Source organism: Klebsiella sp. 10, from assembly GCF_018223925.1.
Classification (GTDB): Bacteria; Pseudomonadota; Gammaproteobacteria; order Enterobacterales; family Enterobacteriaceae; genus Klebsiella; species Klebsiella pneumoniae.
Genome location: NZ_JAGRRB010000017.1, coordinates 1 through 14,053, shown reverse-complemented (window position 1 = coordinate 14,053; position 14,053 = coordinate 1). Strand labels below are relative to the sequence as shown.

Below are 14,053 nucleotides of genomic sequence, written 5' to 3'. Positions count from 1 at the left end.
GCCGTTCGCATCCTGCCGCTGGGCGTTTATTGAAATTACGCATAGAATGAAGGAGTTCCATGCAGTATGCGCAAAGGGCGCCGCCGAATGCTGGCCAGCCCGGGGGCATCAGGGGCCCTTTTTATAAAAAGCTTTATTTAACAGCCGTTTATATTTTGCGTATATAATGAGCGTCAGACTACTATCGAAAATGCTAGGGAGAACAGCCATGCGCGTACTCGTGGTTGAGGATAATGCCCTGCTGCGTCACCACCTCAAAGTTCAGCTGCAGGAGCTGGGCCATCAGGTCGATGCGGCGGAAGATGCCAGGGAAGCGGACTACTATCTGGGCGAACATCTCCCGGATATCGCCATCGTCGATCTCGGCCTGCCGGATGAAGACGGTTTATCACTGATCCGCCGCTGGCGCAGCCACGACGTGTCGCTGCCGGTGCTGGTGCTGACCGCCCGCGAAGGATGGCAGGATAAAGTGGAAGTGCTGAGCGCCGGGGCGGATGATTACGTCACCAAGCCTTTCCATATTGAAGAGGTTGCCGCCCGCATGCAGGCGCTGCTGCGCCGTAACAGCGGCCTGGCCTCGCAGGTGATCTCCCTGCCGCCGTTCCAGGTCGACCTCTCCCGGCGCGAGCTGTCGGTGAATGACCAGCCGATCAAGCTGACCGCCTTTGAATACACCATTATGGAAACCCTGATCCGTAACCGCGGCAAAGTGGTCAGCAAAGATTCGCTGATGCTCCAGCTTTACCCGGATGCCGAACTGCGAGAAAGCCACACCATCGACGTGCTGATGGGTCGGCTGCGCAAGAAAATTCAGGCTGAATACCCACAGGACGTCATCACCACGGTGCGCGGCCAGGGCTATCTGTTCGAATTGCGCTGATGAAGGGACTGTTGCGGCATATCTTCCCGCTGTCATTACGGGTTCGCTTCCTGCTGGCGACCGCCGGGGTGGTGCTGGTGCTCTCCCTGGCCTACGGCATGGTGGCCCTGGTGGGCTATAGCGTTAGCTTCGATAAAACCACCTTTCGCCTGCTGCGCGGCGAGAGCAATCTCTTTTATATGCTGGCGAGATGGGAAAACGGCGCTATTGACGTCGATATCCCGGAAAACCTGAATATGGAAAGCCCGACGGTGACCCTTATCTACGATGAGCAGGGCAAACTGCTGTGGGCGCAGCGTGATGTTCCCTGGCTGGCGAAACGCATTCAACCGGAATGGCTGAAACGCAATGGCTTCCATGAGATTGAAGCCGATGTCGACAGCAGCAGTATGCTGTTGCGCAATAACCATGAGATTCAGGAACAGCTGGACGCTATCCGCGAACAGGGCGACGACTCTGAGATGACCCACTCGGTGGCGATCAACCTCTACCCGGCCACCAGCAAAATGCCTCAGCTCAGCATTGTGGTGGTCGACACCATTCCGGTGGAGCTCAAGCGCAGCTATATGGTGTGGAGCTGGTTTGTCTATGTGCTGGCCGCCAACCTGCTGCTGGTGATCCCCCTGCTGTGGGTCGCCGCCTGGTGGAGCCTGCGGCCCATTGAGTCGCTGGCCAAAGAGGTGCGCGAACTGGAGGAACATCACCGCGAAAAGCTCAATCCCAACACCACTCGCGAGCTGACCCGGCTGGTCAGCAACCTCAACCGCCTGGTTCGCAGCGAGCGCGAACGCTATGACAAATACCGCACTACCCTCACCGATCTCACTCACAGTCTGAAAACGCCGCTGGCGGTGATGCAGAGTACACTGCGCTCGCTGCGCGGCGAGAAGATCAGCGTCGACGAGGCGGAGCCGGTGATGCTGGAGCAGATAAGCCGCATCTCGCAGCAGATTGGTTATTACCTGCATCGCGCCAGCATGCGCAGCGGCGGCACCCTCTTGAGCCGGGAATTACACCCGATCGCCCCCCTGCTTGACAGCCTGACTTCCGCTCTCAACAAGGTCTATCAGCGCAAAGGGGTCAATATCTCGCTCGACATCTCGCCGGAGATCACTTTTGTCGGCGAGCAGAACGATTTTATGGAAGTGATGGGTAACGTTCTTGATAACGCCTGTAAGTATTGCCTGGAGTTCGTGGAAGTTTCCGTGCGCCAGACCACCGACAGCCATCTGCACATCCTGGTGGAAGACGATGGGCCGGGGATCCCGCAGAGCCAGCGCCGGGCCGTTTTCGACCGCGGCCAGCGGGCTGATACCCTGCGTCCCGGCCAGGGGGTAGGGCTCTCCGTTGCGCGTGAAATTGTCGAACAATATGATGGAGAGATCATCGCCGGGGAAAGCCTGCTCGGCGGCGCCTGCATGGAGGTGGTGTTTGGCCGCCAGCAGATGGAAGATAAACAGAGTTAATCGTTGAGATTTTTCACGGCGCCTGCATCGCCAGGGCGCCGCATCCGTTATAATCCCTGTCAGACACCTGCAGTGGAATATCAATATGGATTATCAATTAACGCTTAACTGGCCCGACTTTATCGAACGCTACTGGCAAAAACGGCCGGTGGTATTGAAGCGCGGCTTCGCCAATTTTATCGACCCCCTAAGCCCGGACGAACTGGCAGGACTGGCCATGGAGAGCGAGGTCGATAGCCGCCTTGTCAGCCATCAGGATGGAAAATGGCAGGTCAGTCACGGTCCTTTCGAAAGCTACGATCACCTGAGCGAAAACAACTGGTCCCTGCTGGTGCAGGCGGTTAACCACTGGCATGAACCGTCCGCAGCGCTGATGCATCCGTTCCGTGCTCTGCCGGACTGGCGTATCGACGACCTGATGATCTCCTTCTCGGTGCCGGGAGGCGGCGTCGGCCCGCATCTGGATCAGTATGATGTGTTTATCATTCAGGGCACCGGCCGTCGGCGCTGGCGCGTTGGGGAAAAGGTGCCGATGAAACAGCACTGCCCGCATCCGGACCTGCTGCAGGTTGACCCCTTCGAGGCGATCATCGATGAAGAGATGGAGCCTGGCGATATTCTCTATATTCCGCCGGGATTCCCGCATGAGGGTTATTCGCTGGAAAACTCGCTTAACTATTCGGTCGGCTATCGCGCGCCGAATGCCCGCGAGCTGTTTAGCGGCTTTGCCGACTATGTCCTCCAGCGCGAACTGGGCAGCCAGCGCTACGCCGATCCGGACGTGCCGTCCCGCGACCATCCGGCGGATATTTTACCGACCGAACTCGACCGCCTGCGCGAGATGATGCTGGGTCTGATTAACCAACCGGAGCACTTTAAGCAGTGGTTCGGCGAGTTTATCACCCAGTCGCGTCATGAGCTCGACGTCGCGCCGCCGGAGCCGCCCTATCAGCCAGATGAGATTTACGATGCCCTGCAGCAGGGCGATACCCTGGAACGCCTGGGCGGCCTGCGGGTGCTGCGCATTGACGGCGAGGTATTCGTTAACGGCGAGAAGATCAACTCCCCGCACCGTCCGGCGCTGGACGCCTTAGCCACCCATCTGACGCTGCGCGCCGACCATTTTGGCGATGCGCTGGAAGATCCTTCTTTCCTCGCCATGCTGGCAGCGCTGGTCAACAGCGGCTATTGGTTCTTTGGCGACTGAGCCATCATCCTGCCCGGCGGCGCTGCGCTTGCCGGGCCTACGGGTTCCGCGCTCACCGGCTGGACCGTAGGCCGGATAAGACGAAGCCGCCATCCGGCATAAAGACAGGCTCCCGCTCTGATGTTGAACGCCCGGCGGCGCTACGCTTGCCGGGCCTAGGGGTTCCGCGGTCACCGGCTGGATCGTAGGCCGGATAAGGCGAAGCCGCCATCCGGCATAAAGACAGGCACCCGCTCTGCTGTTCACCGCCCGGCGGCGCTGCGCTTGCCGGGCCTACGGGTTCTGTGGTCAGCGGCTGGACCGTAGGCCGGATAAGGCGAAGCCGCCATCCGGCATAAAGACAGGCACCCGCTCTGCTGTTCACCGCCCGGCGGCGCTGCGCTTGCCGGGCCTACGGGTCCCGCGGTCACCGGCTGGACCGTAGGCCGGATAAGGCGAAGCCGCCATCCGGCATAAAGACAGGCACCCGCTCTGATGTTGAACGCCCGGCGGCGCTGCGCTTGCCGGGCCTACGGGTCCCGCGCTCACCGGCTGAACCGTAGGCCGGATAAGGCGAAGCCGCCATCCGGCACTTTGTGGTTTCGATGGCGGCAATGTCTTACCCGAGTATTATCTCCTCTCGCCTGCATCAAATTCGCTTACCTCACCCGCCCAATCCGACGGATACCATCCCCGGCGCACATCGCGATGAAAGGTCGAATACGGCCAATCCTGCACCCGACGGACATGACCGTGCTTAACGGGATTGATATAAACGTAATCCATATGCCGTCGGTAATCTTCTTCATTACGGATGGCATGTTCCCAGAATCGCGGCTGCCAGATATGGCGCTGCGCCAGCGCTCGGGTAAACATTTTTTTAATGTCCCGCCAGCGACCGGAATAATCGGTATCCCCCTCAGGTAGGGTCCAGATGCAGTGCATATGCTCTGGTAAAACCACCCAGGCGTTAATCAGAAAAGGTTTTTTGCTTTTAACAGACGCTGTAGCGGCACGCAGATGAACAATATGCCGCGTCAGGAGATCGCTGCGCCGATTTTGCAGGTTAACGGTGAAGAACCAGCAGCCGCCAGGGATATAACTGCGACGATAATCAGACATGTGAGGTTCCCTCCTCAGTATTAGCCTTATCGCTTTTGCCCGGCGGCGCTGCGCTTGCCGGGCCTACGGGTTCTGTGGTCACCGGCTGAACCGTTGGCCGGATAAGGCGAAGCCGCCATCCGGCATAAAGACAGGACCCGCTCTAATGTTGAACGCCCGGCGGCGCTGCGCTTGCCGGCCCTACGGGTTCTGCGGTCACCGGCTGGACCGTAGGCCGGATAAGGCGAAGCCGCCATCCGGCATAAAGACAGGACCCGCTCTAATGTTGAACGCCCGGCGGCGCTGCGCTTGCCGGGCCTACGGGTTCCGCGGTCACCGGCTGAACCGTAGGCCGGATAAGGCGAAGCCGCCATCCGGCATCTTGTCCGACACGCGGCCTTACCGGGCCGCCTGAGAAGATTAATGCCCTTTGCGTGCCGCCGTCAGCTCGGCGATACGCACGATCACCTGCACCGCTTTCTCCATTCCTTCCAGGGTGACAAACTCATGTTTGCCGTGATAGTTGTAGCCACCGGTAAACAGGTTTGGGCATGGCAGTCCCATAAATGACAGCTGCGCGCCGTCGGTGCCGCCGCGGATCGGCTTCATCTGCGGTTCAATATCGCAGTCCACCATCGCCTGGCGGGCAATATCGACCACGTGCGGATGGGCGATCACCTGCTCATGCATGTTGTAATAACTGTCCTCGATCACCAGCTCAATATAACAGTCCGGGTGCAGTCCCTTGCCGACCTTTTTGGCGATCTCCATCATCTTGCGCTTGCGCGCCTCGAAGTGCTTACGGTCAAAATCGCGGATGATGTAATGCATCTCGGCCCGATCGACGCTGCCTTTCATGCTGGTGAGGTGATAAAAACCTTCATAGCCTTCAGTGGTCTCCGGCGCTTCATCGGCCGGTACTTCGGCATGAATGCGCGCGGCCAGCGACAGCGCGTTGACCATCACCCCTTTCGCGGTGCCGGGGTGCACGTTATTACCGACAATTTTTATCGTCACCGAGGCGGCGTTGAAGTTTTCAAACTCCAGTTCGCCGACCCCGCCGCCGTCGACGGTATAGGCCCAGCGGGCGTCAAAGGCTTCGACGTCGAAATGCTTCGCCCCTTTACCCACCTCTTCATCAGGGGTGAAGGCCACGCGGATATCGCCATGAGGAATATTTTTCGCCTGCAGGGTCGCCAGCGCGGTCATAATTTCGGCAATGCCGGCTTTGTCGTCCGCCCCGAGCAGCGTTTTCCCGTCGGTGGTGATCAGCGTCTGTCCCAAAAGCTGATGCAGAACCGGGAACATCACCGGGGAGAGCACCTCATCGCCGATACCCAGCGCGATATCGCCGCCGCGATAGTTTTCAACAATCTGCGGATTAACGTTTTTACCACTGAAATCCGGGGAGGTGTCGACGTGGGAGATAAAACCGATGGCCGGGATATCGCCCTCAACGTTAGCGGGCAAAGTTCCCATTACCGTCCCTTTTTCACTCAGCGTTACCTTGACCAGTCCCATTTCTTCCAGCTGCGCCTGCAACAGGCGTAACAGCTTCCACTGCCCTTCCGTGCTGGGGACCTGACGAACGCCAGGCTTTGACTGCGTGTCCAAAGAAACGTACTGCAAAAAACGCTCAAGCAATTTATCCATGTAGCCACCCTCTTCTTTTGTGACAACATTATTCATAAGCCAGAAAAGACAAATATTGCGTCAGGTCATTTTTAGCCCGTAAAGCGAAATTTAATAACGGAACCGACGTTATGGTGTAAAGGTAGACTATGCGGGCGTATCAAGGATTGGCGATTACCCTCGTTTGCCGTAGAATGCTGGCCCTTATTAAAAACGTGCAACCCCAAAGGTGGTTAATCACAAACCCCGCAGCGGCCGGAAATTTGCCGTTGCGTCTACATGGGACAGAGTCAAAAATTGAATATACAACCGCGTTCGCGTTCGCCGCTGGTGCATCTGGCGGGAATTCGCAAGAGCTTTGATGGTAAAACGGTCATCGACAACCTTAACCTGACCATCAACAATGGTGAGTTTCTCACTCTGCTTGGCCCCTCTGGCTGCGGTAAAACCACCGTTCTGCGCCTTATTGCCGGCCTGGAAAACGTCGACAGCGGACGGATCCATCTCGAAGATCACGATATCACTCATGTTCCGGCGGAAAACCGCCACGTCAATACCGTATTCCAAAGCTACGCCCTGTTTCCGCATATGACGGTGTTCGAGAACGTCGCCTTTGGCCTGCGGATGCAGAAAACCCCGGCGGCGGAAATCACCCCACGGGTGATGGATGCCTTAAAAATGGTGCAGCTGGAGGCGTTTGCCCAGCGCAAACCGCACCAGCTCTCCGGCGGCCAGCAGCAGCGCGTGGCCATCGCCCGCGCGGTGGTCAACAAACCGCGTCTGCTGCTGCTCGATGAGTCTCTTTCGGCACTGGATTACAAGCTGCGCAAGCAGATGCAGAACGAATTGAAAGCGCTGCAGCGTAAGCTCGGGATCACCTTCGTCTTCGTCACCCACGATCAGGAAGAGGCTCTGACCATGTCCGATCGCATCGTGGTGATGCGTGATGGCAAAATCGAACAGGACGGCACCCCGCGAGAGATCTACGAAGAGCCGAAGAACCTGTTTGTCGCCAGCTTTATCGGCGAGATCAATATCTTTGACGCCACGGTAATTGAACGTCTCGACGAACAGCGCGTGCGTGCCAGCGTTGAAGGACGAGAATGCAACATCACCGTCAATTTTGCCGTGGAGGCCGGCCAGCGTCTGCATGTCCTGCTGCGCCCGGAAGATCTGCGCGTCGACGAGATCCACCATAACAGCGACGCCGATGGCCTGATCGGCTATGTCCGCGAGCGCAACTATAAAGGCATGACTCTGGAGTCGGTGGTGGAACTGGAGAACGGCAAAATGGTGATGGTCAGCGAGTTCTTTAACGAAGACGACCCGGATTTCGACCACTCTCTTGACCAGAAAATGTCTATCAATTGGGTGGAAAGCTGGGAGGTGGTGCTGGCCGATGAAGAACACCAGTAAATTCCAGAATGTGGTGATCGCCACTATCGTCGGTTGGCTGGTGCTGTTTGTCTTCCTGCCCAACCTGATGATAATCGCCACCAGCTTTTTGACCCGCGACGATGCCAACTTCGTCAAACTGGTCTTCACGCTGGATAACTATTCGCGGCTACTGGATCCGCTCTATTATGACGTTCTGCTGCATTCGCTAAACATGGCGCTGCTGGCGACCCTCGCCTGTCTGGCGCTGGGCTATCCGTTTGCGTGGTTCCTCGCCCGGCTGCCGCAGAAGGTACGGCCCCTGCTGCTGTTCCTGCTGATCGTCCCTTTTTGGACCAACTCGTTGATCCGCATCTACGGGCTGAAGATTTTCCTCAGCACTAAAGGTTACCTGAACGAGTTTCTGCTGTGGCTGGGGGTGATCGACACCCCGATACGCATTATGTTCACCCCCTCGGCGGTGATCATCGGCCTGGTGTACATCCTGCTGCCGTTTATGGTGATGCCGCTCTACTCCAGCATTGAGAAACTGGATCGCCCGCTGCTGGAAGCGGCGAAAGATCTCGGCGCCAGCAAGCTGCAGACCTTTATCCGCATTATCATCCCGCTGACCATGCCGGGGATCATCGCCGGCTGTCTGCTGGTGATGCTGCCGGCGATGGGGTTGTTCTACGTTTCCGACCTGATGGGCGGCGCCAAGAACCTGCTGATCGGCAACGTGATCAAAAGCCAGTTCCTCAATATCCGCGACTGGCCGTTCGGCGCGGCAACCAGCATTACCTTAACCCTGGTGATGGGCCTGATGCTGTTGATTTACTGGCGCGCGGCGCGCCTGCTGAATAAAAAGGTGGAGCTGGAATGATCGGTCGACTGCTGCGCGGCGGCTTTATGACCGCCATCTACGCGTATCTCTACATCCCTATTATTATTCTGATCGTTAACTCGTTTAACCGGTCGCGCTTCGGCATCAACTGGCAGGGGTTCACCACCGACTGGTATAGCCTGCTGATGAACAACGATAGCCTGCTGCAGGCCGCCCAGCACTCGCTGACCATGGCGGTGCTGTCGGCGACCTTCGCCACCCTTATCGGCTCGCTGACCGCCGTGGCGCTGTACCGTTACCGCTTTCGCGGCAAACCGTTTGTCAGCGGCATGCTGTTTGTGGTGATGATGTCGCCAGATATTGTGATGGCCATCTCTCTGCTGGTGCTGTTTATGCTGATCGGCGTCCAGCTTGGTTTCTGGTCGCTGCTGTTTTCGCATATCACCTTCTGCCTGCCGTTTGTGGTGGTCACCGTTTACTCCCGCCTGAAAGGCTTTGACGTGCGGATGCTGGAGGCGGCGAAAGATCTGGGCGCCAGCGAGATGACCATCCTGCGCAAAATTATCCTGCCGCTGGCCCTGCCGGCGGTAGCCGCTGGGTGGTTGCTGAGCTTCACCCTGTCGATGGATGACGTGGTAGTCTCCTCGTTCGTGACCGGTCCGGGGTATGAAATCCTGCCACTGAAGATCTATTCGATGGTCAAGGTTGGCGTTTCGCCAGAGGTGAACGCCCTGGCCACGATTTTGTTGGTTCTGTCGCTGGTGATGGTCATCGCCAGTCAGTTAATTGCACGTGATAAAACTCAGGGGACGTTAAAATGAAAAAATGGTCACGCCACCTGCTCGCGGCGAGCGCTCTGGCAATCGGCATGGGCGCTGCGCACGCGGACGATAGCAAAACGCTCTATTTCTATAACTGGACCGAGTATGTGCCGCCGGGCCTGCTGGAGCAGTTCACCAAAGAGACCGGCATCAAGGTTATCTATTCGACCTACGAGTCGAACGAAACCATGTACGCCAAGCTCAAAACCTATAAAGACGGCGCGTACGACCTGGTCGTCCCGTCGACCTACTTTGTCGACAAGATGCGCAAAGAAGGCATGCTGCAGAAGATCGATAAGAGCAAGCTGACTAACTTCAGCAACCTCGATCCGCAGATGCTGAATAAACCGTTCGATCCGAATAACGACTACTCCATCCCCTATATCTGGGGGGCGACGGCCATCGGCGTCAACAGCGAGGCGATTGACCCGAAAACTATCACCAGCTGGGCCGACCTGTGGAAGCCGGAATACAAAAGCAGCCTGCTGCTGACCGACGACGCGCGCGAAGTGTTCCAGATGGCGCTGCGTAAGCTGGGCTATTCCGGCAACACCACCGACCCGAAAGAGATTGAAGCCGCCTATAACGAGCTGAAAAAGCTGATGCCCAACGTCGCAGCGTTTAACTCTGATAACCCGGCGAACCCGTATATGGAAGGCGAAGTGAACCTCGGGATGGTATGGAACGGCTCGGCTTACGTCGCCCGCCAGGCCGGTACCCCGCTGGAAGTGATCTGGCCGAAAGAAGGCGGCATCTTCTGGATGGACAGCCTGTCGATCCCGGCGAACGCCAAAAACGTCGACGGCGCGCTGAAGCTGATTAACTTCCTGCTGCGCCCGGATGTCGCCAAACAGGTCGCTGAAACCATCGGTTATCCGACGCCGAACCTTGCGGCGCGCAAGATGCTCAGCCCGGCAGTGGCCAACGATAAATCGCTCTATCCGGACGCCGCAACCATTGAGAAAGGCGAATGGCAGAATGACGTCGGCAGCGCCAGCGCCATTTATGAAGAGTATTACCAGAAGCTGAAAGCGGGCCGTTAATCCCGCAGGGCGGAACCGCGGTTCCGCCTTTTTTTTGCTCTCACCTTAGCCCCGCAGCGCGCGCCAGAGGAGCGCCGGCAATTTGCGCCAGCGCGGCCGATGGTAAAAATCCACCAGCCGCTGCGCCACCGCTTCCTGCCCCCGGTGGGTGATGAACCAGGGCGGCAGGGGCATCAGCGTCAGTTCGCCATGCCAAAGACTACGCGGAAACGGCCGAAACGGCGCCTCAATCACCGTGCGCTCGGTTTTCTCCAGCATAAAGCTGTTATGCACCTTGCCCCGCCCGCTCTGAATATCGTCGAGCGTGTGGCCGGGAAACGCCCCCCACGGGCAAGGGGCTAACAGGAAGGCCACCCCACTCCAGCAGTTGATCGCCACCGTGCCGTAGCGCAGCTCGGCGATCAGCGCATTAAAACGCTTACGTCCAATCGCTTTGCGGGTGCGCGGGTGGATCACAATATTGGCCCCCAGCGTGCCCTGCAGCCGCTGATTCGCATAGCCGATCGCCTGGCGCAGAAAGCTTTCCGCACTATCGGCCTCAAGACGGGTGACCGACAGCCCCGGGCCAAAGACCTCCTGCTGGCAGAACCCGGGATCATCGTCGGTATTCGCCACAATCAACGGTAGCGCGTCACCGCGGGCTATCTCCAGCGGCTGACGGGCGCGCAGGCGAAAGTCGGTCAGCCGGTTTTCAGCGCCGGGGTAGTAGTCCGGGCGGGTATTCGCGGCGATCAGTCGGTACAGCTGATTCAGCAAGGCCGTCGCAGGCTCCCAGCCTTGCTGCAGGATCAGCACCTGGCTGGCCACGCAGTTAAACCCGCCGTTGTTCATCTTCTGCGTCGCCAGCTGCTGCGCCTGAAAAGCGATGTCCGCCTCGCTCCACGGCCCGGGTACGATAATGGTGGGGCTGACGCCGCCCAGCTCCGAGGTCACCCGACGCGGGTTCAGCGGCGTCCCGGCGGCCCGACGCTGGCGAGCCGTCTCACCCTCGCCCCAGACGATGACGTCATGGGTCTCGCGGGAGCCAGTGATATGGATCTCATCGACAGCGGGATGGGTAGTCAGCCACGCTCCCGCCCGGGCGTCGCCGGTGACGATGCGGAGCGCATCCATGGCAATCAGCGGCGCCAGGGCCTGGGCCAGCAGATCGTGCAGATAATCATTCACCGGATTGAGCTTCAGCAGGCAGACCTGATTCTCAATAAACAGCTTGTGTAGCACATCCAGTGGCGCAATCGAGGCCACATTGCCGGCGCCAAGCACCAGCGCCAGCTTGCCCTGCCGCGCGGCAGGCGGGATGTCGTATGCCCGCGCCGCATAGCGGTCGAGATGGGCCCGGGTGACGCCTGGCTGCATCCATATCTCAGCGCGAACACCAGACAGAAGCAGCCGATCCCAGAGCGTGCCGGGCACCACCCGCAGCACCAGGCGGCCGTCCGCCAGCGTCCGCAGTGGGATCCGCCGCAGAAAGGTCTTCTCCCCCAGTTGCTCCAGGGTGGCGATAAGCCCGTTGCAGCCGACCATTAGCGCGCAGGGGCCCGCCAGCCACTCCTCCCCCGCCAGCGGATCGCCCGCCGGCAGCCCTTTGGCCGCCGCCGCGGCGGCCACCCACGCCGGGGCAATGCCGGCCAGGGCATCCTTGATCTGGCGCAGGAGCGCCAGACGACGGTTCACTGAGGTTTCCGCCCAGCGCTGGCGCGCCGCCGACAAGGCGTGCAGGGCCGCATCATACTGAGAGCAGGTCGTCAGACCGGGTCGCGCATGGCTCATTTTCCCTCACTCATTAAAATCTCTCCGTAGGCCTGGCGCAGCTGATTTTTGAGCACCTTACCCGTGGCGCTGACCGGCAGCGCATCGACAAATATCACCCGGTCCGGGATCTGCCATTTAGGCACCCGCTTCTCAAACCAGCTCAGCAGATCGGTCTCCTCCACTTCGCCCCCTTCCGCACGGACGCACAGCAGCACCGGCCGCTCGTCCCAGCGCGGATGGCGGGCGGCGATGGCCGCCGCGCTGCGCACCCCCGGATGCGCGATGGCGATATTCTCCAGCTCAACGGTGGAGATCCACTCGCCACCGGACTTGATAATATCCTTTGCCCGATCGCTGATCACCAGATAACCATTGGCGTCGAGCGTACCGATATCACCGGTATCAAACCAGCCTGCCGCGGTCAGGGCGCTCGCGTCCTGACCATAGTATTGCTCTACCACCCAGTGCCCTCTGACCTGCAGATACCCCTGACTTTGACCATCCCGGGGCAACGGTTCGCCATCCACGTCCACCACCTGCAGTTCGATGCCGAAAATGGGCCGCCCCTGACCGGCGCGCTGCTTTTGCTGCTCCTGTGCCGGGAGCGCGTCATGTTTGCTCAACGGTGTGTTGATGGTGCCGATGGGCGATGTTTCGGTCATTCCCCAGGCGTGGGTCAGCGCAATGCCGTAATCACGCTGAAATGCCTCGGCCATCGACGGCGGCAGCGCGGAGCCGCCGACCAGCGCACGTTTAAATTCAGGCAGCCGGACCTCTGTCCGGCGCATCGCCGCCAGCAAGCCGGCCCAGATCACCGGCACGCCAAACCCCACCGTCACCTTCTCGGCGGCCAGCAGCTGCAGCAGGCTGTCGCCATCGAGGTGCGGCCCCGGCAGCACCAGCCGCGCGCCGACCATGGCGGCGATAAACGGCGTCCCCCACGCGTTGACATGGAACATCGGCACCACCGGCAACAGGCTGTCCTTCGCCGATATGCCGGCTGCGTCCGGCTGGTTGCCGCTCAGGGCGTGCAGGACCAGCGAACGATGGGTGTTCAATACCCCTTTCGGCCGGCCGGTGGTTCCCGAGGTGTAACAGAGCGAAGCCGGAGTCAGTTCATTGAGCTGCGGCCAGCGATAGTCTGCCATCCCCTGCTGCAACAGATCGTCATAAAACAGCAATGAGGGCAGCTGGCTGAGCGCCGCTTCGCTGCGGGACTCCATCAGCACGACGTGTTTCACCGTCGGCAGCTGCGGCAGCAGCTGCGCTACCAGCGGCAAAAAGGTCTGGTCAAAAAACAGCACTTCATCGGCAGCGTCGTTGAGGATATACCGCAGATGGTCAACCGACAGCCGCGGATTGACGGTGTGCGTCACCCAGCCGCCGGAGGCGACGGCAAAATAGATCTCCAGATGGCGGCGGTTGTTCCATGCCAGCGTGGCGCAGCGGGCGCCCGGCGGCAGCCCCAGCGACGCCAGCGCCGATGCCAGCCGCTGAGCACGGCTGGCCACCTCCCCCCAGCAGCTGCGCTCCTTCTCACCGCCAGTACTCACCGAGACAATCTCGGTCTCGCTGTGATACTGCGCCGCATGGCCGAGCAGCGCGGCAGTGGTGAGATCCTGATAAATCATCGGTGACGGCATGGCGGGGTCTCCTTTACAGACGTCCGGCGGAATCGAGGGGCGCGGCGCGATCGTGCGGGCGCCTATTGAATCTGGTCTACATTTGCCGGTCTGCACAAAAAAACGTACAGAAATCAGCGGTCACGCACAAAATAGAGTGGGAAATGGTTCAGAAAGGAAAAGACAAACTCATGATCGGAAGAGCATTACTCAGAGAGCGTATCGCCCGACTTCGGGCCGGGCGATAGCGGTGGGGATTTACAGCAGTGCTTTCGCTTTAGCAACCACGTTATCGACGGTGAAGCCGTACTCCTCGAACAGCTGCTCAGCCG

12 protein-coding genes are annotated in these 14,053 nt (G+C 59.4%); 7 read left to right on the top strand and 5 right to left on the bottom strand.

The window, feature by feature from the left end; translation table 11 throughout:
• The first annotated feature begins 208 nt into the window (after positions 1-208).
• The 3 genes from phoP to KHQ26_RS19310 all read left to right on the top strand — a co-directional run bounded on the left by phoP (position 209) and on the right by KHQ26_RS19310 (position 3,553).
• The gene (gene phoP, locus KHQ26_RS19320) at positions 209-880 is read left to right on the top strand and encodes a two-component system response regulator PhoP (RefSeq protein ID WP_004150807.1); all 672 of its coding nucleotides are present in this window, start codon (positions 209-211) and stop codon (positions 878-880) included.
• A complete protein-coding gene (phoQ, locus tag KHQ26_RS19315) occupies positions 880-2,346 on the top strand; it encodes a two-component system sensor histidine kinase PhoQ (RefSeq protein ID WP_004147969.1) in 1,467 nt (488 codons plus the stop codon). The genes phoP and phoQ overlap by 1 nt, the downstream gene beginning before the upstream one ends.
• 85 nt (positions 2,347-2,431) lie before the next feature.
• Entirely contained in the window at positions 2,432-3,553 is a 1,122-nt protein-coding gene (locus KHQ26_RS19310) for a cupin domain-containing protein (RefSeq protein ID WP_004176560.1), read from the top strand.
• A gap of 609 nt (positions 3,554-4,162) precedes the next feature.
• On the opposite strand, the gene KHQ26_RS19305 is transcribed toward KHQ26_RS19310, so the two are convergent.
• Both KHQ26_RS19305 and pepT read right to left on the bottom strand, forming a co-directional pair.
• Entirely contained in the window at positions 4,163-4,654 is a 492-nt protein-coding gene (locus KHQ26_RS19305) for an REP-associated tyrosine transposase (protein ID WP_004190938.1), read from the bottom strand.
• A gap of 399 nt (positions 4,655-5,053) precedes the next feature.
• Complete coding sequence (gene pepT, locus KHQ26_RS19300) at positions 5,054-6,286, bottom strand: peptidase T (protein ID WP_004150810.1); 1,233 nt, start codon at positions 6,284-6,286, stop codon at positions 5,054-5,056.
• Between the two features lie 258 nt (positions 6,287-6,544).
• Between pepT and potA the strand changes: the two genes are divergently transcribed.
• From potA to potD, 4 genes are read left to right on the top strand one after another with little or no spacing between them, the layout of a single operon-like run.
• A complete protein-coding gene (potA, locus tag KHQ26_RS19295; protein WP_004150811.1) occupies positions 6,545-7,681 on the top strand; it encodes a spermidine/putrescine ABC transporter ATP-binding protein PotA in 1,137 nt (378 codons plus the stop codon).
• Positions 7,665-8,522: a spermidine/putrescine ABC transporter permease PotB gene (potB, locus tag KHQ26_RS19290; protein ID WP_004150812.1), complete on the top strand. Its 858-nt coding sequence runs from the start codon at positions 7,665-7,667 to the stop codon at positions 8,520-8,522. The genes potA and potB overlap by 17 nt, the downstream gene beginning before the upstream one ends.
• On the top strand, positions 8,519-9,304 hold the full coding sequence (gene potC, locus KHQ26_RS19285) for a spermidine/putrescine ABC transporter permease PotC (RefSeq protein WP_004150813.1): 786 nt from the start codon (positions 8,519-8,521) through the stop codon (positions 9,302-9,304). The genes potB and potC overlap by 4 nt, the downstream gene beginning before the upstream one ends.
• Complete coding sequence (potD, locus tag KHQ26_RS19280; RefSeq protein ID WP_004140590.1) at positions 9,301-10,347, top strand: spermidine/putrescine ABC transporter substrate-binding protein PotD; 1,047 nt, start codon at positions 9,301-9,303, stop codon at positions 10,345-10,347. Before potC ends, potD begins: the two co-directional genes overlap by 4 nt.
• Before the next feature lie 45 nt (positions 10,348-10,392).
• Here potD and KHQ26_RS19275 read toward each other — a convergent pair whose 3' ends face one another.
• The 3 genes from KHQ26_RS19275 to KHQ26_RS26305 all read right to left on the bottom strand — a co-directional run.
• Positions 10,393-12,117: an aldehyde dehydrogenase family protein gene (locus tag KHQ26_RS19275; RefSeq protein WP_020804478.1), complete on the bottom strand. Its 1,725-nt coding sequence runs from the start codon at positions 12,115-12,117 to the stop codon at positions 10,393-10,395.
• Positions 12,114-13,742 (bottom strand): long-chain fatty acid--CoA ligase, encoded by a 1,629-nt coding sequence (locus KHQ26_RS19270; RefSeq protein WP_004183652.1) that lies wholly within the window; start codon positions 13,740-13,742, stop codon positions 12,114-12,116. Before KHQ26_RS19270 ends, KHQ26_RS19275 begins: the two co-directional genes overlap by 4 nt.
• A gap of 237 nt (positions 13,743-13,979) precedes the next feature.
• On the bottom strand, positions 13,980-14,053 hold a 74-nt coding region (locus tag KHQ26_RS26305; protein WP_227645072.1), incomplete at its 5' end, for a hypothetical protein.